We start from the raw sequence: 25,896 nt of genomic DNA on the forward strand, positions 1-25,896 counted from the left end.
TGATTTCCTCCCGGTTTCATTGAGCCATCGCTTCATGATTCGTGGCCCCGATAATTCTGAGTAGCATATTTATTTCAGTCGGTAAAATATTTATGCTATCGGTAACAGAAAAAACCACCTAGGTTGAAACAGGGATTAGATTCGCGAGGGCAAGATGCTGAAAAGCAAAGCTTCTTCAAACGCCACAGACCAAAGAAACATCACCCGGTTGCGTGTGCTGGAACAGATTCGCGCAACGGAAGCCATCTCGCGAATCGACATTGCCACCGCGCTTGAGACCAGCCCCGCTACGGTCACCTCGGCCACGGCAGACCTGCTGTCCGCCGGTCTTATCCAGGAAATTGAAGGGGAGTCGTCGTCAAAATCCACGCGTCGCGGTAGACCGCGTGTGCTTCTCAAGCTGCAAGGTGGATGCCACGTGATCGCTGGCGTGAAAGTCGCCCGGCATCAGATCTCGGTCATTTTGGTGGATTTCGAGGGTACGGAAATCGCGTCCTATATCCATCCGTTGGATGAGGCACGCATGGCACCCGAGGGCTTCACACAGATGATCTACACGGCCCTGTCCCATGCCTGCGACGCGGCGCATCGTTCGCTGACGGATCTGTCCGGAGTGTGCATCGGCATCGCAGGGCTGATCGACGCTGAAAAGAACTTTGTTCATTGGTCATCGTCTTTAACCGAGCGAAATGTGGACCTGAGCCCGCTCTTGTCCAAGGCCCTGCCCTGCCCCGCCTTTATCGAAAACGATGCCAATCTGGTGGCCAAAGCCGAGCAGCTTTTTGGGTTGGGCAAAGGGCTAAAGACCTTTCTGGTCGTTACCATTGAACATGGGATAGGTCTGGGCATTGTGTTTGATGGCAAGCTTTATCGCGGCGAACGCGGTTGCGGGGCGGAGTTCGGGCATTTGAAAGTTCAACTGGACGGCGCGCTGTGCCAATGTGGACAACGCGGCTGCCTTGAGGCTTATGTCGGAGAATACGCCCTGATCCGTGAAGCCACGATCGCAAGCCAAGCCACGGACCCGCGAACACTTGCCGATATTCTCGAAGCCGCAAAAGCCGGGGATGCAAGGTCGATCTCGGTTTTAGCACGTGCCGGGCAGATGTTTGGAATGGGTCTTTCGAACCTGATCAACCTGTTCGACCCCGAGTGCATTATTCTGTCCGGAACACGCGGAAGTTTTGAGTACCTTCATTCGGAGGAGGTCATGGCGCGTATCAAAAGCGGCGTCGTCAGCGTTGACGCACCCTTACCCGAAATCAAAGTGAACCACTGGGGGGATTCAATGTGGGCAAAGGGAGCGGCTGCTTATGGAATCGAACAGGTCTCGATCCTGAAAGTCAGGGAACTGGCTGCGCATGCGAACTAGTCTTGCTTTCCTGCTGATCACAGCAACAAACGTTTCTGCAGATGTACCTTCCCCGCAGTTTCGTGGCGTTGACGTTCCGCCCCAGGTTTATGACGGTGGCTGGGAACATTTCGTCGGCGGCGGGGTCGCTGTCTTCGACTGTAATGGTGACGACCGCCCCGAGCTTTACGCCGCCGGAGGCTCCAACCCCGCGCAGCTATTCATAAACCTGTCCGAGACGGATGTTCGATTTCGCGCAGATACGCCCAGCGCACTATCCCTGACAGGTGTGACCGGCGCGTACCCGTTGGATGTAGATGGCGACGGGCAACTTGATCTCGCAATTCTGCGCGTGGGTCCCGATCTGTTGCTGCGGGGCGGGCCGGATTGCGCGTTCGCGCCTTTCACAACGCTGAACTTCCATTCCGATGATCATTGGACCACCGGTTTCTCGGCCACCTGGGAAAGCGGGCAAGCGCTGCCTACGCTGGCGTTTGGTACTTATGTTGACCGCAGCGATCCGGACGGGCCGTTTGAGACTTGCGGACCAACCGTGTTGTACCGGCCGGACGGCGAAGTCTATGGCGCACCTATCCACCTGGAACCCGGGCATTGTTCCCTATCCATTCTTTTTTCCGACTGGGCGCGGTCGGGCCGCGCGGACCTTCGTGTCAGTAACGACCGACACTACTACGTCCGCGACGGGCAAGAACAATTGTGGGCGATGGAAGACACCCCGCGTCTTTATGGGCAGTCAGACGGATGGCTGCCCTATTCGATCTGGGGCATGGGCATCGCCTCGCGCGATTTGACTGGCGACGGGTTTCCAGACGTCTACCTGACCTCGATGGGCGATCAGAAATTCCAAACCTTCGATCCGTCGACTGCAGGGCCGACATGGCGGGATGCGACCTATGATCGGGGAACAACAGCACACAGGCCGCATACAGGTGGAGATGGTCGCCCTTCAACCGGTTGGCACGCGCAGTTTGGTGATGTGAATAATGACGGGCTGGACGATATTTTTGTCACCAAAGGTAACGTCGAGCAGATGCCCGACGCTGCGCAAACTGATCCAAACAACCTGCTGATGCAAAACGACAATGGTCAGTTTGTCGAAACAGCATCAGACGCAGGCGTCGCTTCTATGCAAAAATCCCGTGGCGGAGCCTTGGCCGATCTGAACGGGGATGGCTGGCTGGACATGGTGGTGGTCAATCGCAGCTCTCCGCTGGAAGTTTTTCAGAACACGCCACAGGACGGCAACTGGTTGATGGTAGATCTGAGTCATGCGCACCCCAATCGCTTGGCTATTGGCAGCTTTATCGAGGTCAAAACGGACGCCGGAGTGCAGACGCGGGAAGTCACAGTTGGCGGCGGCCATGCCAGTGGCATTGCTGGATTTCACCATTTTGGCTTGGGCGACACGGAAAGCTTGCAGATCAGGGTGATCTGGCCCGACGGCAAGGCAAGTGATTGGCAGACCGCAAACCCCAATCAGGTGATACGTCTTAGCCGCTGACCGATGACTATTGGTCAACGGGCAAACCGCTTGGAACCGTCTTGGGCACACCCAACCGAACTGCCGGGTCCTCCAGAGTGCCGAGGAAACTCAGGATGGCGCTGATGTCATCGTCGCTCAGGCTAACAGGAGCCAATGTGTTAGAAGCGGCAATCGCTTCGACGTGTGCCGGGTCCTGCATGGCCTGGGCATCCTTGGCCCCATGAAATCCGGGCAGTTCGGCTTTCTCGATCGAATATCTGCGTAAGGCTGCCACCGGATTCAAATGATGGCGCACCACATCCTCAAGCTTCGCATAAGCGCCGCTGTGCCCGTAAGGCGCGGTCAACGTCACGTTCCGCAGCGAGGGTGTGCGAAAGGCAAACGCGTCCCCTGTATCGCCCGTGACGCGCAACCGTCCGTCATCGCGCACGTGGTTTTCGAAACGGGCCGCTTTTCCGGGGCCGATCTGGGGCATGGCTATGGAATGGAAACTATGATCCGTCTGGAACCATCCAGAATGACAGCTGCTGCACCCGGCCTCACCGTAAAACAGTGTCATACCCAATTGCGCTGTCGCGGGCAGAGTTTCTTCACCCCGCATCGCGCGGTCAAAAAGGCTGTTTTCTGCCCGCCATTCAAACGCGATGAAATCCGCGATGACATTGGCGATGGCGGTAAAGGTGATCTCTTCCCCGGGCGCGATGTCCTCAAACCGCTGCGAATATTCCGGTATCGCCGCCACCCGGGCCGCGATCAGGTCCCAGGCCCCGCCCTCCTGGGTCAACAAGCCAAGTCGCACGGCCTTGCTCACCTCGTTTTCGGAATAGTGCCCAGCCATTTCGTCGGGTGAAAGCACCGGGAACATCGCTTGCGCGGCCAGAGCCGATTGAAAACCGGGCCGCATATCCGTTCCTAACGGTGTTCGGATGCCATTTGGCTGTGTCGGATCAGCCTCTAACCGCCCATCATGGAAAAAGGTCGTGAACTCCAGCGCGCCCAAATTCCACAAGCCCGGAGAGTTTCGCGGGATCCGCTGTTCAGGCGTGTTGTCCTGAGTGATGTTACGCTCTGCCCCAAGTCCCACACCACCCTCGCCAATTCCAAGCGAGAGGCCGTCAGATGTGCCAAGTTCAGGATGATGGCAGGTCGCGCAGCTGATGTTTTTGTTTCCCGACAGGATGGGGTCGTAGAACAGCAGTTGCCCCAACTCGACACGTTCCAGATCCGGCTCAACAAACGTCGGAACCGGGCCAAGGTCTTGTGCCTGAACTGCGGGTACGAACAGCCACAGGCCGGCAACGGCCGCCGAAATCTGACCTCTCATGTGCGCACCCCGTCTATCTCTAACGTAAGTTTCTGATGATAAGGCCTTTCCGGCGTGCAGATCACAGACGGGAACGCGGGATGGTTGACCGCGTCTGTGTATCCGGCAGGTTCAATGCAAAGCGCGGCCCCAGGTCTGAACGGATCCGACAAATGCGCCGCCGCATAGACCTGAGCACCGGGTTGATCGGAATAGACTTTCATACTTAAACCCGTTGGTGCGTCGACTTCTGCCACAGGCATTTTCACATCTCTCCCGTCCGCAAACACGAAGTAATGGTCAAGACAGCCTGTTTCTTGACCAATAATTCGACGGCACGAGAAATCCAGATTTTCGTCCTTGGTGTTCAGAATGCGGCCTGTGGGAACAGCGCTTTCGTTTAGTTCCAGAAACTGATCGGCATTTAATTTGAGACGACAATCGAGAATGCCCTGCGAACAGCCAAGAGTGTAATAATTATGCTGCGCGATGCTGATCGGCGTGGGTCGATCCGGACGCGCGGTGATCGTGTAGGTCAGGCGCGGGAACTTAAGCTCTACGCCCAACTCAAACCGCACTGAGCCGGGGAAGCCGCCGTCGCCGTCAGGTGAAACCACGGACAGAACAGCTTGATTTCTAGAAACTTCACGGAAATTCCAGTGTCTTCTGGACAACCCGGTCCCGCCGCCATGCAAGGTGTTTTGCCCCTCATTCGCGGTCAAGCGACAGGTTTCGCCCAGCAAGTCGAACCGGGCTCCGCTGATGCGGTTGGCCACGCGTCCGACAGTTGCGCCCAGATAATACGGATCTGTGAGGTAATCCTGCGGAGAGTCATAGCCCAGTATCAACGGCGTTTGTCCCATCCACCAACCTTGTGTGATCGCGCCATAGTTCAGCAAGGCAACAGACATGTCACCGTCTTGCAAGGTGACCCGCTCAATGGTCGCAGAAGACTGATCCGTCATCTTTGCACCGACAGCGGCGACAGGGCCGTGTAGTATTGGCGATAGCGTTGGTACGCTTCATCATACCCATCGCACAGTTCTGTTCTGGGCATAATGACCTCTGAAATGTCCGGCGGGGTCATAATGTCCTTTGGATCTGCCCCTTCAGATGCGCAGGCGGCCAGACGTGCCGCACCGGTCGCTGCGCCAAACTCACTTCCTTTGGGCAAAGCAAGCGGTGTGTTCAGAGCAGTCGCCAGCGTCTCCAGCCAAAACCGCGATCGTGCCCCGCCCCCCACGACGAGAAGACTTTGGGGCGTTGTTCCCGTACCCCTGAGCGCCTCAAGACAATCGCGCATGGCAAAGGCGACACCTTCCATTACAGACTGTGTCAGCGCCTTGGGATCCGCCGCTATATCCAGCCCCAGAAAAGCCCCTCTGATGGCGCTGTCGTTATGGGGTGTCCGCTCGCCTGACAGGTAAGGCAAAAAAGTCGTATCCGAGGGCCCATCGATCCGGTCCGGCAAGGCAGACGCTAACGCTGCAACAGGCTGTCCCACGTTGCGTGAAAGCCAGTTCAGACTGTTTGTGGCGGACAGGATGACACCCATTTGAATCCAACGGTTGGGCACCGCGTGGCAAAAGCAATGAACCGCCGTTTCCGGCGCGGGCGCATAACTTTCTTTCGCCACCAGCAACACCCCCGAGGTTCCCAGTGACAGAAAACCCGTACCTTCGTCGATACTGCCGATACCGCAGGCTGCTGCAGCGTTATCTCCTGCTCCTCCTGCAACCAGTACAGGCCCGGTCAGGCCCCAGCTCTGCAAGATCTCGGTCCGTAGCTGCCCTCCAACCGCGCTGCCTTCAACCAGTTGAGGCATCTGATCTCGGCGCATATGCCCCAGCTCAAGCGCCGTGTCAGACCATTCGCGGCGACCAACATCCAGCCACGCTGTCCCGGCACTGTCCGACACGTCACTGATATATTCGCCTGTGAGCCAAAAACGCAGGTAATCCTTGGGAAGCAGAACCTTAGACACTTTTTCGAAGATCTCGGGTTCATGTCCGCGCACCCATTCCAGCTTTGGCGCCGTAAATCCTGGAAAAACGATATTCCCTGTAACCTCGCGCATCCCGGTGGAACCATCCAACTCGGCAGCTTCGGACGCGGATCGCGTGTCATTCCACAAGATACATGGCCGCAACACCGAGCCTTCGTGGTCAAGTAACGTGGCACCATGCATATGCCCGCTTAGCCCAATGGCACGCACAGCAGAAAACGCTGCAGAATTCGCCTGGCGCAATTGGACAACCACCTTTTGGCAAGCCTTGATCCAGTCCGATGGCGCTTGCTCCGACCAGCCAGAGCGCGGCGTTGAGGTTTCAACACCCGCTTCGGCATCCGCAAGCACACGCCCGCCGTCGTCCACAACAATTCCACGGAGACCGGATGTCCCCAGATCCAGACCAAGATACACCTGCTCTCCCCCCTTTTTGTACGTCGCAATTTACGACCAGGCTATTGCTGGCTTCTTGCAAAACAGTTTGCGCTAACGTCTTACGCCAAATTCAAGGAATGCGACATCTTTTTTGTGTAGTATCCCGCGCGCCAAAGGCGTCAAAACAGAAGATCACCCAGCGTCGAGTTGCCAAACTCACACCCACAGGCCATTTCAATGAAGTCTGGTTAAAGCAGATCTTTTTCCTGGACGTGACCCCGCCTACCCGGATCCGAGCCGTCGATTGTAGCTGGTGAACATAAGCTCACCTGCGGGTATGTCTGATCTGAAATCGGCCGTTCGCCCGAGAAGCGCGCGATAGAACCGGCGCAGCCCAGGTTCGATATTTTCAGCCAAGCCCTCGCAGCACCGGCACAAATCTTCAATTCTGCTTTGCGGGTGTCGACCAGTGATCGCAGAAATCAATTCGCTGTGCAGATCTTTGAGGTCTTTGAACGCCGCAGTCTCCAGCACAAGTTTGTCACCTACCAACACGTACACAGGTTCCGGGTTGGCTTTGCCTTTCAGATCAACATGTCCAGCTTCCAACAGGGCCAGATCCGCTTGCCCGGCTTGAGCAACCCCGTTTGACACAACAATATCATAGTCGACCGTACGGCAGCTTTGTTCGAGCCGTGCTGATACGTTCACGACGTCGCCGATGACAGTATAGTTGAAACGTTTTTCGGACCCGATGTTACCAACGCATGCCTGCCCCGTGGCAATTCCTGTTGCCAATGCAATGGGTTGACGGCTTTTCATAATGTCGGATGCGTTGAAGTCCGCCAAAGCATCCCGCATCTTGAGCGCGGCGAACGCCGCGCGACACGGATGGTCCGCGACAGGTATTGGCGCATTCCAAAAGGCCATTATCGCGTCGCCAATGAATTTGTCGATCGTTCCCCGTTCATACAACACCTGGTCCCCGATTTTGGAGAACAGCGCATTCAGTACTGAAACAAGTTCAGTGGCGGATGCTGACTCGGATAGAGAGGTGAACCCACGTATATCTGAAAACATCACCGTGATTTCCTGAGTTTCCCCGCCAAGTTGCAGTTGGTGGCCCGAGTGCTCCATTTCATCAAGGATCTCCGGGGCGACGTAATGCGAGAAAACCTTGCGGATCTCACGCTTTTCGCGCTCGGTCGATATGAACAGGTAGCCCGCCAAGAGACCGAAATTTGCCATACCGCCGATCAAAGGAAATGTTGCGTCGAACAACACTGATTGATTTTGAAAAACCATCCAGCTGATCGTCAGAACTGCAGCTGCGGCAATACCCCCGGCGACAAAAGACGCGACTGCGCCAAAGCTGGACATGACGCCAATAACCACGAGCCCAAGAAAGACAAAAGCAAGCAGTTCTTGCGCAGCCGTCACGTCAGAACGGCTGAGCATGTCTTGGGTCAGAACCTGCTCGATCATCTGTGCATGAATGGAAACACCAGGAACGCTTTCCCCAAGCGCGGTTTGATGTATGTCGAATAAACCAGCAGCAGATGTTCCAACGAGTATTATGCGCCCTTCGATTTCGGCCCGCAAAGACGCGTCCGAAGAACCCTTCATAACGTCGCTGGCCGAAATATACAGATCGGGTGTGTCTCGCCGATACTTAAGCCAAAGCTCGCCATTCTCGGTCGTTGGCACCTGGTATCCGCCAACCTCAACCGCCAGCATGATCCCCTCTTCGTCCACAGCGCCTTCGGCGAAGATATTGGTTTCTCCCAACGCGACACGCAAAGACTCTATAGCCAGACCAGGCATAGGCCCATCCGGCCCATCCCATAGCACTGGCACGCGGCGCACGATACCTGTTCCGCCTATGGGTGAGACGTTGACACCACCAATACCGGCGGCAGTACGATCCAGCGGTGGTGCGATTGGCGTCCAATGTGGAACCGAGATCAGACCAGCTGTTGGACTTTCTCCAAATTCGACGATACCCGCTTTGGCTGCGATACTCTTGCCTTCCTCAGACAACCGCGCGGCGGCACCCAGAACAACTGGCCAATAGGCAATTTCCATACCCAGCAGCACATCATTGTCCAGCCGCTTGGCGTGGTGTTCTACCGTCAGAATGCCAGCCAATGACGGATCGTTTAAAAGCCGTGACGGCGAATACCTGTCCGGCTCGGCAAACAGCATATCGAATGCGATGGCTGCAGCACCGTATTCCCCAAGGTTTTCCACCATCTGCGCAACCAAAGTGCGTGGCCAGGGCCACTGCCCCCAATTGGCCAAAGCGTCTTCATCGATATCCACGACGCGTATCGGAAGATTCGGATCGAACTCTCGCGGGGACAACCTTTGCAAAACGTCGAAATAAACAAGGCGCGTCATGCGAACCGGGTAAGGATCCACTGCTCGTACAGTGCAGCCAAGCAGGATCAGGATCAGCCCCACCAGACGAAAGGCCCATCGCCCGTTCTTGGGTTTATGCATCTTTTTGCTCACATCATCCTCCGGGTAAGAGGAAAAACACGCCGTTACTCAAAAGCGTCCGTCGAACTATTCCCTTTCAGGCTCCTGCGGGTCGGGATCTTCAGGGTAAGTTTCTTCGCGTTCAGGTTCTTGCGGATCGGGGTCCTCATAATCCGGCTCTTGTGGATCAGGATCCTCGTACTCGGGCTCCTGCGGATCGGGATCCACGTGTTCGGGCTCACTTTGCCCCGAAGGGGCCGGGCTTGCGGATGGCGTCGTTTCCACCGTGGTCGTTCTCTCCCCACGTTCCAAAGGCGCTGCGCGTGGCTCTGCCCTATTGGGTTTGACACGTCGTATCGGCGCAGCTTCCCCGGCACAGCCTTCGACCCTTACTTGCAACGGTGGCAAAAGACCTTCCTGGGATTGAACAAAGGGAAACCCGCTTTGTAACGCCTGTTCATATTGTGCTTGGCTGGCAGGGCGCCCGACGGCTCCGCCTCCGCCTGTTGCGTACATGCTGCACTGACGCCCCGAAGATCTGCAAGATCCATTGAGACCGCACATTCGGACAGTCCCCTCAAGCACCAGCATCGCGCTTTGCTGTTCCGACACGACCCACATATCGAAAGTTGTGCCGCGAACCGCCATCGTCGCTGAAGGTGTTTTTATCGAATAAGCCCTCTTTCGGCTTTTGCCGGAAATAAACCGAAAGCTGCCGCCAAGCGCCTGAACAGCAAAGTTCTTGGCTTTACGATTGCCACGTAAAAGAGTCACATCCAACACCATGCGCGCGTTGGGGCCGATTGCGATCTTGGTGTCATCCACAAAGACAATTTGGATCAACCCAGTCCGGTCCGTGGAAATCGTATCCCCTGACACGACATCCATCCCTGAATACACAGGCTGAGCTTTTCCCTCACGAATAAGCTGGGCACCTTGCTTGGCACTGATAACTTTTCCAATGCTGGCAACGGCTTGCAACGGCATGATCACAACAAAGCAAAGAACCAACACAATCTTTAACCACGACAAAATCGAGCCCCTTCCCCCATTGGGTCCTGATACGTGCAAATTGCACTGTGCTCGATGTCCACCCCTTAAAAAGCATACTTTTTGTTATTCTAATGACGAAAAAATATAGACAAATATGCATTATTTGATGCGCGATTAGCAAGTTTAATATGCAAAGCATGTCCACTCCACCGTTCTGGCGTAACCCAGCATTTAGGCGGGCAAGCTGATGTGTCTGCCCTAGATTGAAACTTTCACTCACAGCTCGCGGCGCCGCGACGGCCGGGCTTGATGTTCTCAAGCGCAGTTGAAATTCTTTTTGTGCTTCGTATTTCTTACGATGTAGACGCACTCATCAACTTACGCTGACGATCCTTTTACTCCTCGACCCTTCGTTACTCTTTACATGACGAACAACTGTGACAACAAACAAACGGCCAACTGATGGTCATCGCCCGCAAACTGAGCGCAACAAAAATGGAGTAAACTTATGTTTCTTAGTCGCCTTTTTGCAGCGGCCGTGTTGTGCGGGGGGCTGTCGTCGTACGCGCTTGCGCAATCTGACGCCGAACAATCAGGCAAACTGTTTATGGAATTGAACACGGTCGAAGATATCGAGGGTTCCTGCAGGTTTACGTTTCTGGTCAAGAATGAAACCGGACATTCGATAGACAACGCGGTGTTTGAAACGGTCTTGTTTGATGTCGATGGTGGCCTTTTGCAACTCTCTATTTTCAGGTTCGGTGAATTGCCGGCCGACAAAGCACGCGTTCGTCAGTTCGAATTACCAAACCTGACTTGCGCCTCGGTTAGGAAAGCCTTGATCAATGGCGCACAGTCCTGCGTGGTGGACGGGTCCGAAAGTGAAGTTTGCGAAGATGCCCTGTCGCCGAGCAGCCGGGTAGACATGGAGCTTTTGGGATGAGTCCACTGACCGCACTTCGTGAAATCTTTGCCCTTGGTGGGCCCGTCGTCGCGATCCTGATCGCGATGTCGGTTCTGACACTGGCCGTCACGCTTTACAAACTCTGGCAATTTGCGGTCTGTGGTGTCGGTCGGCACAAGGTTCTGTCCGAAGCACTCGCCGCGTGGGACGCAGGTGACCAGAATGCAGCACGCGTAAAGCTGGCTGGCAGCAAAAGCTATCTTGCGCCTATCGTTGGCGCTGCAATGGACGCATCGGGCGTGCCCGGGGCCGATGACAGGCTGGATGCCGAGGCGAGCCTTGTGCTTGCGGGGTTGGAGCGTGGCTTCCGCCTGCTGGACACAGTGGCACAGCTTGCACCCTTGTTGGGTCTTTTTGGCACGGTTCTGGGTATGATCAGCGCCTTCCAAAGCCTGCAAGCCGCAGGGTCATCAGTTGATCCATCGGTTCTGGCCGGTGGGATTTGGGTGGCCTTGATTACAACTGCCGTAGGTCTGGCCGTTGCAATGCCGACTTCGATGGTTTTGTCCTGGCTGGAAAGTCGCACCGCACGCGAGCGTGTTTTTGCGGACAAGGCTCTGCGCACGGTTCTGGTGCCAGGACCCTCGATAACAAGCGCAGTAGAGGCTGGCGCGGTCTCAGTTGCACCGGAACATGCGTAACACCGCGCCATTTGTCCGGCGGCGTATGTCGATGACGCCCCTGATCGATGTGATCTTTCTGCTTTTGCTGTTTTTCATGCTGTCCTCGACCTTTTCACGGTTCAGCGAGATTGAACTCAGCAGTGCGGCTGCGGGCGGGTCAAGCGACGCGGAACCAACCGAGCGCTTTTTTGTTCAACTTGGCGCCACGCGGGCGGTGTTGAATGGCCAACCCATGTCGCTTGACGACTTGGCCGAGCAAACCCTGACCGGTCAGGTTCTGGTCAGCCTTGATAACGACACGTCCGCACAACGTCTTGTGGATTTTCTTGTTCGGCTGCGTGGTCGCGAAGGTCTGACGGTTAGCGTGCTGGAGTAAGTCGATGATCCGCAAAATCCGACCCGGCCGACACCGAGATTCAACTATTCCGCTGATCAATGTCGTCTTCCTCATTCTGATCTTTTTTCTGATCGCGGGCACGATAGCGCCGCCGTTGGACTCAGAACTGGACCTGGTAAACACCGCAGATCTTGAAGGTCGCGAGCCCCCAGATGCGCTTGTCCTGTATCCGGATGGCACGTTGCGCTTTCGTGGCAGACCGATAAGCGCCGAGGCATTCATGCAAGACCACGACGGCGGACCTGTGCGGATCGTGCCGGATAGAAATGCACCTGCCCCCGTGTTGATGGAGATTACCAGCAATCTGCGCCGGTTAGGTGCGCCTTCGGTTTTTCTGATGACAGAACAGGCCCTCGAATGATCCGGCGGTCTTTATTCGTCGCACTCCTTGCGATCTCGGTTTCTGTGCTGGTGCATCTTGGGGGCCTAAGCCTAACTGTGCCAAACTTTTCAAACCAAGCCACCGGAGAAAACCGAGCTGACACTGTCGAGCTAGGCAATACATTCGAAGAGTTTGTCGATACCCGACTTGAACCCGTTCAGCCGGAGCTGACCGAAGCGCCGCCCCCGCCAGAAGAACCGCCAGTTGAGCCGCGCGAGGCCGAGAGTCCCACAAGCGATGCCCGTGTCGCGTCGCCCGACCCAAAGCAAACCTATGCGCCCGATACCGGAGACTCGACGATCATTCAGCCCAGAGCGCCTGACGAAGCCGTCACCGAACCTGTGGAACAAGCCCCTGATGACAATGGTGAAAGCGCTGAAGCCGCAGGGTCCGATACCGCGACCGAAAACCCGGAAGCAACGCCCGATCAAACCATTTCCCCGGTCGAGCCCTCTTCTGTCGAAGAACCGGTAAATGACGTACAGATTGCCGCATTGCCACCCGAGCTCTCTCCGGTCGACACCGAAGAAGCTGAAACCATCGAGCCCGTGACACCGGATACAGCGTTGAACCCTTTAGAGGATGACGCTGATGTGCCTCTTCCCGAAGCGGAATCAGAGCAAACGGATCAGGCCCCTACATCGTCGCTTCGACCGCGACCACCAAATCGCAATGCGCAAACAGAACAGCCAAGATCATTGGAGGTTTTCAGAAACTTCGACAATCTGCGCTTTCCCGAACAGACAATTGAATCGCCTCTCACGGCCTTCAAACGAGAAGGTGTGGATGTCTTCCGACAGAGCAGAGGCAGCAATCGGTCTGGGGGACGTGGCCCCGGAAACTCGGACACAACAAATTATGCCGGTGAGGTTCTGGTTCATTTGAACCGAGCGCCAATCGTCTACGTTGCTGCGCGCGGATATGCGCGCGTGTTTTTTCAGATCGATCCCGATGGTTCTTTGGCTTGGGTCGAAGTCGTCGAAAGCTCTGGCTCGCCCGACATAGAACGTGCCGCAAAGGAACAGGTCCGAACCGCCGCACCTTTCCCACGCCCGCCTGGAGGCGCCAGTCGCAAGCTGTCATTCTATTACCAGATACGGTGATCTGATCTGCATCGAAGGGGCAACCAGGGTTCTGGCAAAGATGGGACGTGCTTGCTTTGCAGGCGCGCTGGACTTTTTGCCAGTCAAAAACGCTGTGGGCTTTGATGGCGCTGCGGTCAGACGAATTCGAACCAGTCTGAGTTTGCCGCGAAAACCGTGATCTTATTTGGTACAAAGTTGACAGCACTCGGCAAGTCCACGTGCTAAGCTGTTGTTTCCAGGTTCGGATGGCTCTGCACAAACGCTTCAAAGTACTCGGCAAACGTTCCGACGATCGGTGGGAGTTGTTCGTATGGCGGGTAGTACAGCGTAAGCCACAACGATGTGATAGACCAGTTTGGCATCACCTGCTCGACTTGCCCGCTGGCCAATCCCTTGTAAGTTATGAAATCGGGTAGAACACATATGCCGTCTCCAGCGACCGCAAGAGCGTAGAGGAAGTCTCCATTGTTGGAGATTACCTTTCCGCCTGCTTGAATTGAAACTTTGCTACCTGCATGAGAGAATTCCCAGGTTTCAGAGCGGCCTTGCGCGCTGTAAGACATCAGAAAGTCTGGGTTAAGATCGCGCGGATGATCAGGTCTAGGAATGCGTTCAAACAGTGACGGCGCTGCAATCATATGCCGCGGAACTTCGCATAATTTGCGCCAAATTGTTGATTTATCGGTCGGCGGCCCAGACACACGTACAGCGAGGTCGCAGTTTTCCTCGATCACATCGAGCAGGGTATCGGTGAAGTTGATCTCAACTGAAATATTCGGATAGGCCAGCCGAAACCCCGAGATCACTTGCGGCAGCAAGGCAACGCCGAGTGAAACGGGCGCGGTCAGCCTAAGGTGGCCCTTGTCGGGTTGGTTGGCCCGTTGAAGGTTTCGTGTAACCTCCTCAAACCCCTCCAACAACGGTCGGTACTGCGCAAGGACAGTTGCTCCGGCGCTGGTTAGTGAAACTTGCCGTGTGGTGCGTACCAGAAGCTGTGTGCCGAGGTCTTTCTCAAGCTGCGCTATGATGCGTGTTGCTGATGCCGGAGCGATACCCAGTTCACGCGCGGCCAAGGAAAAGCTTTTCTGGTCTGATACAGCGCGCAGGACGCGGATGGGCTTAAGCTCGATCATGTCAGCTTAATAATTCCGTTCTCGTCAATAATAAACCTACATGGTTGTCTATTCACTTCAATAATAGATACGCCATCTTTGATGCAAGTTGAACACTCGCCCAGGAGCGGAACATGATCAAAGACATCAAAGGGCTGCACCACGTCACATCGATGGCTGCAGACGCCAGCATCAACAATGCTTTCTTCACCAACACTCTGGGTCTGCGCCGGGTGAAAAAGACGGTCAATTTCGACGCACCTGAGGTTTATCACCTCTATTACGGAGATGAAGTTGGAACACCTGGCTCGGTCATGACCTACTTTCCATTCGGTCAGATGCCTCGGGGGCGTCGTGGTGCCGGAGAGGTTGGCGTAACGGAGTTTGCCATCCCTACAGGTGGTATCGCGTTCTGGAAACAGCATCTTGCATCTGGCGGTGTGACCGGGCTGACCGAAAACACCGTCTTCGGAGAAAAGCGTTTGTCCTTCGACGGTCCCGATGGCGACAGCTTTGCCTTGGTCGAAACTGACGTGCGAGGTCGGACAGCCTGGACCCAGGGCGGCGTTCCCAATGACGCCGGAATCTTGGGTTTCCGAGGCGCACGCTTTGCGTTGAAGGACGTCGACGCGACGGGCGAATTGCTCAGTTTCATGGGGTACCAGAAAGCTGAAACCGAAGATGACGTGACCCGCTATGTGATCGAAGGGGGCAACGCTGCAGACACGATTGATTTGCAACAGCTGCCGTCAGGTGCTCCGACCGCTGGTCAAGGCGCTGGGTCCGTTCATCACATCGCTTTTGCCGTCGAAGACCGCGCCGCGCAGCTGCGTGTTCGGCAGGCTTTGCTGGATACCGGCTATCAGGTCACGCCGGTTATCGACCGCGACTACTTCTGGGCGATCTATTTCCGCACGCCGGGTGGTGTGCTGTTCGAAATCGCCACGAACGAGCCCGGTTTTGACCGTGACGAAGATACGGCCCATCTGGGTGAAGCGCTCAAGCTGCCCACCCGTTACGAGCCACATCGCAGCAAGATAGAAAGTCTTCTGCCCTCACTTGAACCATGATGACGGAGGTTGAGATGTCCAAAGATCTCTATCAGGCGCTGGTGCGGGCGCCGCAATCTGCCCGTCCGCTGGTTTTTGCCTTTCACGGCACCGGAGGGGACGAGCATCAGCTTTTCGAACTGGCTGGCGAGCTTGTTGCCGGAGGCGGAGTGGTTTCGCCGCGCGGTGATGTCTCTGAGATGGGCGCGGCGCGGTTTTTCCGTCGCGCCGCAGAGGGGATTTATGACATGGAGGACCTTGCGCGCGCGACTGAAAAGATGATCGCGTTCATTGAAGCCCATCGCTCAGAATATCCCGGCCACCCCGTCTATGGTTTCGGCTATTCGAACGGGGCAAATATTCTGGCGTCCGTCTTTCTTAAACGTCCGGACCTTTTCGAAGCGGTCGGGCTCTTGCATCCGATGGTGACTTGGGAACCCGAAGTAAATCCGCAGCTAAAGGGACGGAAGGTTCTGGTAACGGCGGGTCGGCGCGATCCGATCACGCCGCTGACGATGTCAGAACGCCTGATCAAATGGCTGTCCGAGAATGGCGCCGTGGTCACATCAGATATTCACGAAGGCGGGCACGAATTGCGCAACTCCGAGCTGACGGCCCTAGCGACCCACTTCAACGGGGACGTCAGCCTCGGCTGAATGATCAAGCAGCGCATTCAACGTAGACAACACAGCGGCTTCTTTGCGCGCCCAGGACATGAACTCATGGATATGCTCTTCACGCTCGCGCCCCGGGTGGCAACAAATGAAATAGTTGAACCCTGTCTCTACTACAGGACCGAATGGGCAGATCAGCCGACCGTCAGAAAGTGCCGAGTAAACCAGCAACGATCCACACAGCGCTACACCCGCGCCTGCGATCGCGGCGTCCACAATCTGACCGCCCGGTGGTCTTTCGAACCGCATGGCTTTGGAAGGGTCTACCGCATTCGGGAGACCAGCGTGTTGGCTCCAAAGAACCCAGCTGGGAACCGATCCGGCCAGCATCGGCGTTGTGTCGTACAAAACCTGCGCGGCGTTAATATCGGCAGGAGACCTTATGCCAAATGTGTTCAGCACAGCCGGGCTGGCGACAACCAGCATCAGTTCACGGTGGAGCAACTGCGCATACCGGTCCGAAGGCGGCTCGCTTGCATATCGGATCTCGATATCGGCCGTGGCGTGGGTTTTGTGGTCCGAGGGGTTTTCGGACTCGATGTGAACCTGAACGTCAGGGTGGTCCTTGGTAAACTTGTGAAGCCTCGGCAAAAGCCACTTACTGATCAGCGCATTGCTGGAACTGATGCGCAGTTTGGGTGTCTTCTTGGGTCGGACCTCATCAACCACTTGGCGGATCTGCAAGAACGCTTCGCTGATCGTTGGCTGCAAGCGCTGTCCTTCGGGTGTCAGATGGATTGCGCGGGTCTTTCGCACAAACAAAGGCACTCCAAGGTCGGCTTCCAGCGCCTTTATCTGCTGGCTGACCGCGCCCGGGGTGACCGAAAGCTCATAGGCCGCTTCCTTGATCGATCCACGCCGGGCCGCCGCCTCAAAGGCGCGCAAACTCAGCAAGGAAGGCAATCGGGTCAGTGGCATGGCAGCTCAAATTTATAATTTAGCCCAGCTAATGCATACCCGCAGAACTTCTGCTTTGTCGAGTTCAAACTACACCCCACATCGTTACACAACAGAACCTGGAACTGAGCGAAATGATCACGATTTACCAAAAGGCCTGGCAAGGACGTGCGCTGGACGGAGGGCTGGACAGCCGTCAAACAGCCTCGTGCCGTCGGTTTCAGCACCGAACCAACATGGGGCCCACACGCCCAGAAAACTCAGTCGTCAAAGCAATCGCATCCAAATTCCAACGAGGCCCAACATGACTTGGCAACCTTACCTTATATCGCTCGCAGCGGGCCTTGGCATCGGGGTCATCTACGGCCTGATCGCAGTCCGCAGCCCAGCCCCACCAATCATCGCGCTGTTAGGCCTCTTGGGCATGCTTGCCGGAGAAGCCGCCGTGCAATGGATCAGGGGCCATTCCGACGCCGTGTCGCAGGCCCTGCATCTGAAATCTTTCGCCGTGAAGAAGGCGGACCAAGTCACAGAACCCAGCAAAACCGAACCCCTTTGACCCCATCCAACCTCAACCAAGGAACGAACAATGTCCAAACTTGATGTCCTGACCCCAGAGAACAGCCAGATCATCTTCATCGATCATCAGCCGCAGATGGCGTTTGGTGTGCAATCGATCGATCGTCAGACGCTGAAGAACAACACCGTTGCCCTGGCTAAAGCCGCCAAGATTTTCGGCGTGCCCACAATCATCACGACGGTCGAAACAGACAGCTTTTCGGGGCAAACCTATCCTGAACTTCTGGACGTTGACCCTCAGGCGCCTTTGCTGGAACGCACGTCCATGAACTCTTGGGACGACCAGAAAGTCCGCGATGCGCTGGCACGCGGGGCAGTTGAAGGCCGCAAGAAAATCGTGGTCTCCGGCCTTTGGACCGAGGTCTGCAATATCACCTTCGCGCTGAGCTGCATGGCCGATACGGATTACGAAATCTACATGGTTGCGGACGCGTCGGGGGGTACGTCGGTAGATGCCCACAAATACGCGATGGACCGAATGGTTCAAGCCGGAGTGATCCCTGTGACCTGGCAGCAAGTTCTTCTGGAATGGCAACGAGACTGGGCACGGCGCGACACGTACGACGCTGTCATGGACCTGGTGCGCGAACACTCCGGTGCCTACGGCATGGGCGTGGATTACGCCTATACGATGGTCCACAAGGCCCCATCGCGCACCCGTCACACTGGTCCAACGTTGGACGCGGTGCCCGCCGGCAAGGTCGCCGCAGAATAATCTGCCGCGCAACGCTCGCTCGGTCCTTTCATCCCTCCCCGTGAAACCGAGCGGGCGATTTCCCAAACCATTCTCATCTGTGCCCGACCGGCGGGCACCGACCAGTCCCGCTTTGCCAAAGGATGCAAATCATGGCCGCCCCAGACAAGATACTCTTCAACGGCAAGATCACGACAATGGATCCCGACATGCCCGAAGCTACAGCTCTGGCCATATCGGGGGATCAGATCACGGCTGTTGGTACAGACAAGGAGACACTCGGGCTTGCGGGTCCTAAAACCGAGACAATCGATCTGGGCGGCCAACGTGTGATCCCCGGGCTGATCGACAGCCACACGCATATCATTCGGCAAGGCAATAACTTCGCGATGGAGCTGCGCTGGGACCACGTTCCGTCTCTTGCCGACGGTCTGCGTATGCTAAAGGCGCAGGCGGAGCGTACACCTGCGGGTCAATGGATCCGTGTCGTAGGCGGCTGGTCCGTTGACCAATTCGCCGAAAAGCGTCTGCCAACAATTGATGAGATCAATGCGGTTGCGCCGGACGTGCCTGTCTACGTGTTGCACCTGTATGATCGCGCGTGGCTGAACAAAGCCGCCCTGCGTGCAATCGGCATCGACAAGCATTTTTACGAACCCTTTGTCTCGGGCCGTCTTGAGCGGGACAATCAGGGCAACCCGACCGGGTTGGCAATGGCGCGGCCCAACGCTCAGCCGCTTTATGCGCTGTTGGACATGGCACCCAAGCTGGATTTCGAGCAGCAGGTCACCTCGACCAAGCACTATTTCAAGGCGCTGAATGGGCTTGGATTGACCTCAGCTTTGGATTGCGCGGGTGGGTTCCTGAACTATCCCGATGATTACGGTGTGATCACCGAGTTAAATAAGCGCGGCGAGCAAACGGTGCGCATCGGCTATCAGCTTTTTGCACAACGTCCGATGTTCGAACTGGACGATTTCAAACGGTGGAATGACATCGTCAAACCAGATGAAGGCAACGACTACCTGAAATGCGTGGGAGCGGGCGAGATGCTGGTCGCGTCGGCCTATGATTTCGAAGACTTCAGCTACCCACGCCCCGATCTGCCCAAGCGGATGGAAGGTGATTTGCGGCCCGTTCTTGAATTCTTGTTCGAAAACCGCTGGCCGATCCGCTTCCATTGTACTTACGAGGAAAGCGCCCACCGGTTGCTGAGCCTTATCGAAGAGGTCGGTCGTGACAAAGGGCTGGAAGAGCTGAACTGGATTTTCGATCACGGTGAGACGATTTCGGAATCCACCATGGAATGGGTCGCCCGGCTTGGCGGCGGTATCAGCTACCAAAACCGCATCGCTTTTCAGACGACAGCCTATCGCGACCGATACGGTGAAGACGCCCTGCGCGAGGTTATGCCGGTCAAGAAGATGATGGCATCTGGTGTGCCTCTTGCCGCTGGCACGGACGCCACGCGAGTATCCTCATACAATCCGTGGTTGGCCATTCACTGGGCCGTTTCTGGCAAGGGTCGCGGCGGAGACGTCATCTGGAGTGCGGCGAACCGCTTGGATCGGCACGACGCGTTGCGTCATTGGACAGCTGCAGGGGCTTGGTTCAGCCGGGAAAACGGCAAGAAGGGTCAGATCAAAGCAGGTCAATGGGCAGATATCGCCGTGCTCGACCGGGATTATTTCTCGATCGCCGAGGACGAGATCACCGAGATCGAGGCCGACCTGACGCTGACAGGCGGCAAGATCGTGCACGCCAAGGCCCGTTTTGCGGCGCATGAACCAGCCCCATTGCCGGAGCTTCCCGATTGGTCACCCGTTCCTATTTTCGGTGCCCCCGGCGCTACGGCGCAAAACCAAGGCAGCCTTGCCGCTGAATAGCGGAAAGACCTCAGGAGATATCCCATGTTGGACGACCAAAAGCTAAAAATCACTTACAGCGAAAGCGACACAAAAGCTCGGTACGGCGCTTCGGTGTCCGGGATCGTGAGTGAGGCGGAACTGACACTATCTAAGGTCACGCCCAGCCTTGTCATCGCCGATCATACGTTTGTCCCGGATGAGCTGCGTGGCCGTGGCCTGGCGAGGGCCTTGGCTGCACAGCTTGTGGCAGACGCGCGCGACAAGGGTCTCCGCATAGTGCCTCTTTGCCCGTTTGTGCGGTCCTACGCCGAAAAAAACCGCGAGGAGTTGGCAGATGTCATCCAGTGGTAGCATCGCAAAACCTGCACCTGCGGCATCAAACTCGGCTTGGGCCCCGTTCAAACATCGGGCGTTTGCCCTTCTTTGGGTCGCGACCCTAATCTCCAACGTCGGCACGTGGATGCATGATGTGGGCGCGGGTTGGTTGATGACAACGCTCAACTCATCCCCTGCTGTGGTCTCGTTGGTGCAGGCGGCAACAACCCTGCCGGTTTTTGTCTTTGCCTTGTACGCCGGAACGCTGGCGGATCGGCTTGATAAACGCAAATTGCTAATCACAGTGAACGTGGTGCTTCTGGTACTGGTGTCGGTGCTAACCGTGTTGGTTCAGCTTGAACTGGTAACACCTACGCTGCTGATCCTGTTCACGTTGGCCATCGGAACTGGCACAGCTTTCATGGCTCCTGCCTGGCAAGCGATCGTGCCAACTCTGGTGCCGCGTGATGCGTTGCAGCCAGCCATTGCGTTGAATTCAATGGGCATCAACATCAGCCGTGCCATTGGCCCTGCTTTGGCGGGCGTTCTGATTGCATCGGTCAGTCTGGCGGCCCCGTTTGCTGTCAACGCGGTCAGCTACCTTGTGATCATCGGCGCTCTGTTGCTTTGGAAGCATGAAGGCAGCGTTTCAAAGACATCTCAGCCTGTTTTCAACGCGATGATGACCGGCATGCGGCACGTCGCTCATAACGGCCCGCTCAAGGCAACGTTGATCCGATCCTTTGCCTTCTTCATCTTTGCCTCTGCCTATTGGGCACTGCTGCCACTTGTCGTAAGGACAATCGAAGGTGGCGGGGCGACGCTGTATGGATTTTTGCTGACTTTGATCGGTGCTGGGGCTGTTGTGGGCGCTTTAACCCTCCCGCAGTTCCGCGCGAGGCTTGATGCAAGCACGACAGCTGCAGGCGGCACCATCGGCACTGCCGTTGCCATGGCTATTCTTGCAACGGCGACAACACCTCCGTTGGCTTATGTCGCCGCATTGTTGGGTGGCTTTAGCTGGATTGCCGTTCTCACCACGTTCAATGTTTCGGCGCAGACGGCGCTGCCCAATTGGGTCAGGGCCCGAGGATTGTCTGTGAATCTGATGGTTTTCTTCGGGTCCATGGCGTTTGGATCAGCAATCTGGGGCCAGGTGGCCACGGCATCATCTGTGTCGATTACCTTGCTACTCGCAGCAGGAGGCCTGATCGTCGGCATGCTTCTAACACGCAAGTTCCAGCTTGGTCAGGGCGTCGATCTGGACCTAGCGCCCTCTATGCATTGGCCTGCACCACAGGTTGCCCTTGAGGAGGACGGCTTGGCATCCCGCGGTCCTGTCATGGTCGAAGTCGAGTATCGCATTCGACCCGAGGATGAAGCTGCGTTCCTGTCCGCGATCCAGGAATGGTCGGGCGAGCGCTGGCGCGATGGCGCCTATGATTGGCGTGTCTTCCAAAGTGCCGAAGACCCCGAGCTATGGGTCGAGGCCTTCATGGTTTCGTCCTGGGAAGAACATCTAGCTCAGCACGCTCGGGTGTCGCGGCAGGATCAGGATGTTCAAAAGACCGTCGCTGCTTTCGACACCAGAGAAAGCGGACCCGTCGTCCGCCATCTGATCGCACCATGAAAAGAGTGTTTGAGATGCTATCGACATTGGTCACCCATAGGCCCGTTCTTTCCGCCACAGTCTTTGCGGTTCTGTTCGGGGTCCATGCGCCTGATCAGGTATCTGCTGGTGGTTCGGAGTTTGAAGGCCGTATCGAAGCAGTCGAGCGGTCGGACGTCTATAGCCGGGCGGAGGGCATTGTCGAAGAAGTGCTGGTTGAGCAAGGCGACTATGTCGAAGCGGGCACGCCATTGCTGCAGCTTCGAAACGATCTGGAGAAACTGGCGGTCGATGCCGCGCGTGCAGAGTTGGCCAAAGCCGAGGCTCTGTTGCTTCAAGCCCGAGATAGGCTGGAACGCGCGGCCCAACTCTCAACGCGGGGAGCGGCGACAGAAGTTGCTTTGTTGGACGCTGAAACCACTCTGGCTTTGGCTGAGGCCGAAAGGGCCTTGGCGGAAACCGAGTTGGAGATCGCAAAAACCAACTACGAAGACACCCTCATACGTGCACCGATCTCTGGGCATGTTGAAGACCCGCGTGTCGGACCGGGTTCGCTGGTTGAGTTCAGTTCGGGCGACCCGCCCATGTTTCAACTCGTAAATCTGAACCGCCTGCGCGTTGTATTCGAAGTTCCCTACTCCCAATGGGTTTCAAGGTTGAACACGAGCAACACGCGCTCAGGGGAGCTATCAAATTCCGGCTGGTTCCGTATTGAAACGGAGACCGGTCAAGTTTTGGCGGATGCAATTATGCTCACCGGATCTGCGGTCTGGTTCGACGAAAACAGCGAAAAGATACGTGTCTGGGCTGATCTGTCAAACCCCGACCAAACTTTGAGACCGGGAATGAAAGTTCGTGTCACGCCCATGGTCGACCCAGTCACCGGCGCCGAGCAAAACCACTCCATGGTCAGGCCATGACGAAACCCACTCCACGCGACCCCATCAACATCAGGCATCAAAAGGACTGTTCCAAATGATCAAATTCGAATTGAACGGCCGACCCGTAGAGGTTGATAACCCCCCTGACGAAATGTTGCTGCTGGTCCTTCGGGACACACTCAAACTGAAGGGCACAAAATACGGATGCGGTGCTGCCATGTGTGGGGCCTGCACGGTGCATGTGGATGGTGTCGCGAGCTTCGCGTGTCAGATGTCGGTTAGCGACGTGGAGGATGCGCAGGTCACGACGATCGAAGGATTGTCCGAAGACGGCTCGCATCCTGTTCAGAGGGCCTGGATCGAAGAGCAGGTCGCACAATGCGGCTATTGCCAGTCGGGTCAGATCATGCGCGCGGCAGCACTTCTGGCGGACAATCCATCCCCGACGCGACAGGAAATCGTTGATGAGATGAGCGCGAACCTTTGTCGCTGCGGAACGTACAACCGCATTTTCAAAGCCATCGAACGCGCAGCCAAGGAAGTTTGAGATGACCATGACCATGAACCGCCGAGGGTTTCTACAAGGCGCTGCTGGATTGACATTTTTCATCGGCGCGGGAGGGATCTCATCCGTCCGGGCGGAGGCCGCAATTGGAACTCTGGATGTCAATCATTGGTTGACGATCCGGGCCGACGGAAGCATCCGGATCGTCTTCCCCTCGACCGAAATGGGGCAAAGCAGCTATTCCACGCTGCCACAAATCCTTGCTGAGGAACTGGATGCAGCATGGGACGACGTTGAGATCGAACAGTTGAACGCTGATGATCGGCGCTTTGGAAATCAGCTTTTTGGCGGTGTTTTGTACACGGCTGGCAGCACCGGAACGCAGTTCTACTTTGACCCTATGCGTAAGGCAGGCGCGCAGGCCCGCGACGTTCTATTGCAAATCGCAGCGCGCGAATGGGTTGTGGATAAAGCCAGCCTTAGGACCGAACCAAGTGTTGTTTTGGGCCCGGATGGCCAGCAGGCAGGGTATGGTGAACTGGCGGCGCTCGGTTCAAGGGATGTGACGGTACCAGACGCTGAAACCGTGCCTCTGAAAGACCCATCCGCGTTTCGGATTATCGGGCAAGATCTACAACGTCGCGACGTTCCGGCCAAAAGCACAGGTCAGGCCGAATATGCGATCGATGTGGATGTGCCCAATATGGCCTATGCAGCTGTTCTGCGCGCACCGGTCGAGGACGAGGTGCCACTTTCCATCAACGACGCTGCCGCACGCGAAGTACCGGGCGTCATAGGCATCGTTACCGTGCCAGACGGTGTCGCCGTAGTCGCGGAAAGCCTGTGGTCTGCCTTGGGGGCACGGGGCTTGCTTGAGGTCGAATGGTCCACCACTTCACCCTTCCGAACCTCAAACAGCGAAGAGACGCTGGCCGAATACGCCGCAGCTGTCAGTGATCCTGAAGCGTCGGGTGCAACCTGGGCCGAGAAAGGCGACGCCCCCGCAGCCATTGGCAACGCTGACCGTCAGTATTCGCAGCTTTATTTGTCGGATTATGCCTACCACGCTCAGATTGAGCCGATGGCAGCTGTCGCGGCTGTCGATGCGGACGGGCAAGGTGCCGAGGTTTGGGCAGGCACGCAAACGCAGTCGTGGACCGCGCGCACCGTGTCGGAGGTGTTGGGCATCCCTGTCGAAACCGTTCGACTGAACATGATGACAATGGGCGGAGGATTTGGTCGACGCACAGCCCTGATGCAGAACTATGTGCGCGATGCAGTGCTGTGCTCGAAAGCTATTGGACGCCCTGTCAAAGTGATCTGGCCGCGTGAAGACGACTTAAAGCAGGGAACCTTCCGTCCCGCAGCAGCGCAAAAGCTTGAGGCAGGTCTGACTGCGGACGGAAAACTCGACGGGTGGTATCACAAGGTCGCTACACCAACGGTGATCGGGTTTTTCAATCCCGTGCGTTGGGACGCGGTTAACCCGAACGATGTGATCTCGATGCGCGGTGCAGAAAGCAAATTCTATGGGATTAAGGATTTCCGCGCCGATCACCTGATCATGGAAAGGCACGCGCGCCTTGCCCCCTATCGCGGTATTGGCGCGTCCTACACGGCCTTTGCGGCAGAGTGTTTTATGGACGAACTGGCAGAACAAGCCGGGCGGGATCCGTTGGAGTTCCGGCTGGATCTAGTTTCAGAAAACCCGCGCGGGCGGCACCTGCTCGAGAAAGTGGCCGAAATGTCAGATTGGTACAATCGGGGTGATCGAAACTTAGGTCTTTCCTTCGCTGGCTACAGTTCATCAATGGCGGCAGGTGTGGCGGAAGTTGAAGTCGACGCGGACAGCGGAGAGATACAGATCACCAACTTCTGGGCGGCCATCGATGCGGGCCTGATCGTCACGCCGGACAACGCGCTCAATCAGATCGAAGGTGGTATCGTGTTCGGTATCTCGATGGCTCTTTCTGAAAAGATCGACATCGAAAACGGCGAGGTGGTGCAGAGCAACTTCTGGGACTACGAGATCACACGCGCGTCGCAGATGCCTGAGATAGAGATCTACGTCGCGGAGGTCGATGCGCCGCCTGTTGGTGTCGGCGAGGTTGGCACTCCGATGGTGCCTGCGGCCATTGCCAACGCGTTCTACGCCGCACAAGGCAAGCGCTTGCGCCACATGCCGTTTACACCGGATCGCGTCACCGCCACGCTGGAAACGTAGGGGCCTAAGGATGCTGCCGGTCA

General features: G+C 56.5%; 24 protein-coding genes. 17 read left to right on the top strand and 7 right to left on the bottom strand.

The genetic code is table 11. The annotated features are described in order from the left end of the window. Window positions 1–154: 154 nt before the first annotated feature. Window positions 155–1,372, top strand: coding sequence for an ROK family transcriptional regulator (locus GS636_RS12345; RefSeq protein ID WP_171669659.1), 1,218 nt, complete (start codon window positions 155–157; stop codon window positions 1,370–1,372). Beyond that, window positions 1,362–2,873: a CRTAC1 family protein gene (locus GS636_RS12350; RefSeq protein WP_171669660.1), complete on the top strand. Its 1,512-nt coding sequence runs from the start codon at window positions 1,362–1,364 to the stop codon at window positions 2,871–2,873. The genes GS636_RS12345 and GS636_RS12350 overlap by 11 nt, the downstream gene beginning before the upstream one ends. A gap of 7 nt (window positions 2,874–2,880) precedes the next feature. Here the strand turns inward: GS636_RS12350 and GS636_RS12355 are convergent, their stop codons facing one another. From GS636_RS12355 to GS636_RS12375, 5 genes are all read right to left on the bottom strand, one after another. After that, window positions 2,881–4,179, bottom strand: coding sequence for a cytochrome-c peroxidase (locus GS636_RS12355; RefSeq protein WP_171669661.1), 1,299 nt, complete (start codon window positions 4,177–4,179; stop codon window positions 2,881–2,883). Continuing rightward, on the bottom strand, window positions 4,176–5,123 hold the full coding sequence (locus GS636_RS12360) for an aldose epimerase family protein (RefSeq protein WP_171669662.1): 948 nt from the start codon (window positions 5,121–5,123) through the stop codon (window positions 4,176–4,178). The genes GS636_RS12355 and GS636_RS12360 overlap by 4 nt, the downstream gene beginning before the upstream one ends. Next, the gene (gene xylB, locus GS636_RS12365) at window positions 5,120–6,580 is read right to left on the bottom strand and encodes a xylulokinase (RefSeq protein WP_171669663.1); all 1,461 of its coding nucleotides are present in this window, start codon (window positions 6,578–6,580) and stop codon (window positions 5,120–5,122) included. Before xylB ends, GS636_RS12360 begins: the two co-directional genes overlap by 4 nt. 243 nt (window positions 6,581–6,823) lie before the next feature. Further along, window positions 6,824–9,055, bottom strand: a complete 2,232-nt coding sequence (locus GS636_RS12370; protein ID WP_371808726.1) for a CHASE2 domain-containing protein — start codon at window positions 9,053–9,055, stop codon at window positions 6,824–6,826. A 54-nt stretch (window positions 9,056–9,109) separates the two neighbouring features. Then, entirely contained in the window at window positions 9,110–10,054 is a 945-nt protein-coding gene (locus tag GS636_RS12375; protein ID WP_253762759.1) for a FecR domain-containing protein, read from the bottom strand. A 469-nt stretch (window positions 10,055–10,523) separates the two neighbouring features. Here GS636_RS12375 and GS636_RS12380 point away from each other — a divergent pair, with 469 nt between their 5' ends. Genes GS636_RS12380 through GS636_RS12400 form a run of 5 tightly spaced genes read left to right on the top strand, consistent with a single transcriptional unit; the run spans window position 10,524 to window position 13,484 of the window. After that, window positions 10,524–10,958: a hypothetical protein gene (locus tag GS636_RS12380; RefSeq protein ID WP_171669664.1), complete on the top strand. Its 435-nt coding sequence runs from the start codon at window positions 10,524–10,526 to the stop codon at window positions 10,956–10,958. After that, window positions 10,955–11,620: a MotA/TolQ/ExbB proton channel family protein gene (locus tag GS636_RS12385; RefSeq protein WP_171669665.1), complete on the top strand. Its 666-nt coding sequence runs from the start codon at window positions 10,955–10,957 to the stop codon at window positions 11,618–11,620. The genes GS636_RS12380 and GS636_RS12385 overlap by 4 nt, the downstream gene beginning before the upstream one ends. A 31-nt stretch (window positions 11,621–11,651) precedes the next feature. Then, window positions 11,652–11,978, top strand: a complete 327-nt coding sequence (locus GS636_RS12390) for a biopolymer transporter ExbD (RefSeq protein WP_171669666.1) — start codon at window positions 11,652–11,654, stop codon at window positions 11,976–11,978. A gap of 4 nt (window positions 11,979–11,982) precedes the next feature. After that, window positions 11,983–12,360, top strand: coding sequence for a biopolymer transporter ExbD (locus GS636_RS12395; RefSeq protein ID WP_171669667.1), 378 nt, complete (start codon window positions 11,983–11,985; stop codon window positions 12,358–12,360). Continuing rightward, window positions 12,357–13,484 (top strand): TonB family protein, encoded by a 1,128-nt coding sequence (locus GS636_RS12400; protein WP_171669668.1) that lies wholly within the window; start codon window positions 12,357–12,359, stop codon window positions 13,482–13,484. The genes GS636_RS12395 and GS636_RS12400 overlap by 4 nt, the downstream gene beginning before the upstream one ends. 203 nt (window positions 13,485–13,687) lie before the next feature. Here GS636_RS12400 and GS636_RS12405 read toward each other — a convergent pair whose 3' ends face one another. After that, window positions 13,688–14,599, bottom strand: a complete 912-nt coding sequence (locus GS636_RS12405) for a LysR family transcriptional regulator (protein WP_171669669.1) — start codon at window positions 14,597–14,599, stop codon at window positions 13,688–13,690. A 113-nt stretch (window positions 14,600–14,712) separates the two neighbouring features. Here GS636_RS12405 and GS636_RS12410 point away from each other — a divergent pair, with 113 nt between their 5' ends. Then, a complete protein-coding gene (locus GS636_RS12410; protein WP_171669670.1) occupies window positions 14,713–15,648 on the top strand; it encodes a VOC family protein in 936 nt (311 codons plus the stop codon). Window positions 15,649–15,662: 14 nt separating this feature from the next. Next, the gene (locus tag GS636_RS12415) at window positions 15,663–16,283 is read left to right on the top strand and encodes an alpha/beta hydrolase (protein ID WP_171091852.1); all 621 of its coding nucleotides are present in this window, start codon (window positions 15,663–15,665) and stop codon (window positions 16,281–16,283) included. Here the strand turns inward: GS636_RS12415 and GS636_RS12420 are convergent. After that, the gene (locus tag GS636_RS12420; protein WP_171091850.1) at window positions 16,245–17,219 is read right to left on the bottom strand and encodes a LysR family transcriptional regulator; all 975 of its coding nucleotides are present in this window, start codon (window positions 17,217–17,219) and stop codon (window positions 16,245–16,247) included. The two genes, GS636_RS12415 and GS636_RS12420, sit on opposite strands and share 39 nt — an antisense overlap. A gap of 283 nt (window positions 17,220–17,502) precedes the next feature. Between GS636_RS12420 and GS636_RS12425 the strand changes: the two genes are divergently transcribed. From GS636_RS12425 to GS636_RS12460, 8 genes are all read left to right on the top strand, one after another. Beyond that, window positions 17,503–17,757 carry a DUF1427 family protein gene (locus GS636_RS12425; protein WP_171669671.1) on the top strand — a complete coding sequence of 85 codons (255 nt, stop codon included), beginning with the start codon at window positions 17,503–17,505 and terminating at the stop codon, window positions 17,755–17,757. Window positions 17,758–17,787: 30 nt separating this feature from the next. Further along, complete coding sequence (locus GS636_RS12430; protein WP_171091846.1) at window positions 17,788–18,492, top strand: hydrolase; 705 nt, start codon at window positions 17,788–17,790, stop codon at window positions 18,490–18,492. 131 nt (window positions 18,493–18,623) lie between these two features. Further along, the gene (locus GS636_RS12435) at window positions 18,624–20,357 is read left to right on the top strand and encodes an amidohydrolase (protein WP_171669672.1); all 1,734 of its coding nucleotides are present in this window, start codon (window positions 18,624–18,626) and stop codon (window positions 20,355–20,357) included. Between the two features lie 24 nt (window positions 20,358–20,381). Next, window positions 20,382–20,690 (top strand): GNAT family N-acetyltransferase, encoded by a 309-nt coding sequence (locus GS636_RS12440; protein WP_171091841.1) that lies wholly within the window; start codon window positions 20,382–20,384, stop codon window positions 20,688–20,690. Beyond that, window positions 20,674–22,284: an MFS transporter gene (locus GS636_RS12445; RefSeq protein WP_171669673.1), complete on the top strand. Its 1,611-nt coding sequence runs from the start codon at window positions 20,674–20,676 to the stop codon at window positions 22,282–22,284. Before GS636_RS12440 ends, GS636_RS12445 begins: the two co-directional genes overlap by 17 nt. A gap of 14 nt (window positions 22,285–22,298) precedes the next feature. Beyond that, window positions 22,299–23,183, top strand: coding sequence for an efflux RND transporter periplasmic adaptor subunit (locus GS636_RS12450; protein ID WP_171669674.1), 885 nt, complete (start codon window positions 22,299–22,301; stop codon window positions 23,181–23,183). A gap of 55 nt (window positions 23,184–23,238) precedes the next feature. Further along, complete coding sequence (locus tag GS636_RS12455) at window positions 23,239–23,691, top strand: (2Fe-2S)-binding protein (protein WP_039531882.1); 453 nt, start codon at window positions 23,239–23,241, stop codon at window positions 23,689–23,691. Window position 23,692: 1 nt separating this feature from the next. Continuing rightward, entirely contained in the window at window positions 23,693–25,873 is a 2,181-nt protein-coding gene (locus GS636_RS12460) for a xanthine dehydrogenase family protein molybdopterin-binding subunit (RefSeq protein WP_171669675.1), read from the top strand. Window positions 25,874–25,896 lie beyond the last annotated feature (23 nt).

It is taken from the genome of Ruegeria sp. HKCCD4884 (assembly GCF_013110855.1).
Lineage (GTDB): Bacteria > Pseudomonadota > Alphaproteobacteria > Rhodobacterales > Rhodobacteraceae > Ruegeria.

Coding starts and splice junctions, on each gene's coding strand:
- GS636_RS12345 (WP_171669659.1), top strand. CDS start 155: ATGCTGAAAAGCAAAGCTTCTTCAAACGCCACAGACCAAAGAAACATC.
- GS636_RS12350 (WP_171669660.1), top strand. CDS start 1,362: ATGCGAACTAGTCTTGCTTTCCTGCTGATCACAGCAACAAACGTTTCT.
- GS636_RS12355 (WP_171669661.1), bottom strand. CDS start 4,179: ATGAGAGGTCAGATTTCGGCGGCCGTTGCCGGCCTGTGGCTGTTCGTA.
- GS636_RS12360 (WP_171669662.1), bottom strand. CDS start 5,123: ATGACGGATCAGTCTTCTGCGACCATTGAGCGGGTCACCTTGCAAGAC.
- GS636_RS12380 (WP_171669664.1), top strand. CDS start 10,524: ATGTTTCTTAGTCGCCTTTTTGCAGCGGCCGTGTTGTGCGGGGGGCTG.
- GS636_RS12385 (WP_171669665.1), top strand. CDS start 10,955: ATGAGTCCACTGACCGCACTTCGTGAAATCTTTGCCCTTGGTGGGCCC.
- GS636_RS12390 (WP_171669666.1), top strand. CDS start 11,652: ATGACGCCCCTGATCGATGTGATCTTTCTGCTTTTGCTGTTTTTCATG.
- GS636_RS12395 (WP_171669667.1), top strand. CDS start 11,983: ATGATCCGCAAAATCCGACCCGGCCGACACCGAGATTCAACTATTCCG.
- GS636_RS12400 (WP_171669668.1), top strand. CDS start 12,357: ATGATCCGGCGGTCTTTATTCGTCGCACTCCTTGCGATCTCGGTTTCT.
- GS636_RS12405 (WP_171669669.1), bottom strand. CDS start 14,599: ATGATCGAGCTTAAGCCCATCCGCGTCCTGCGCGCTGTATCAGACCAG.
- GS636_RS12410 (WP_171669670.1), top strand. CDS start 14,713: ATGATCAAAGACATCAAAGGGCTGCACCACGTCACATCGATGGCTGCA.
- GS636_RS12415 (WP_171091852.1), top strand. CDS start 15,663: ATGTCCAAAGATCTCTATCAGGCGCTGGTGCGGGCGCCGCAATCTGCC.
- GS636_RS12420 (WP_171091850.1), bottom strand. CDS start 17,219: ATGCCACTGACCCGATTGCCTTCCTTGCTGAGTTTGCGCGCCTTTGAG.
- GS636_RS12425 (WP_171669671.1), top strand. CDS start 17,503: ATGACTTGGCAACCTTACCTTATATCGCTCGCAGCGGGCCTTGGCATC.
- GS636_RS12430 (WP_171091846.1), top strand. CDS start 17,788: ATGTCCAAACTTGATGTCCTGACCCCAGAGAACAGCCAGATCATCTTC.
- GS636_RS12435 (WP_171669672.1), top strand. CDS start 18,624: ATGGCCGCCCCAGACAAGATACTCTTCAACGGCAAGATCACGACAATG.
- GS636_RS12440 (WP_171091841.1), top strand. CDS start 20,382: ATGTTGGACGACCAAAAGCTAAAAATCACTTACAGCGAAAGCGACACA.
- GS636_RS12445 (WP_171669673.1), top strand. CDS start 20,674: ATGTCATCCAGTGGTAGCATCGCAAAACCTGCACCTGCGGCATCAAAC.
- GS636_RS12450 (WP_171669674.1), top strand. CDS start 22,299: ATGCTATCGACATTGGTCACCCATAGGCCCGTTCTTTCCGCCACAGTC.
- GS636_RS12455 (WP_039531882.1), top strand. CDS start 23,239: ATGATCAAATTCGAATTGAACGGCCGACCCGTAGAGGTTGATAACCCC.
- GS636_RS12460 (WP_171669675.1), top strand. CDS start 23,693: ATGACCATGACCATGAACCGCCGAGGGTTTCTACAAGGCGCTGCTGGA.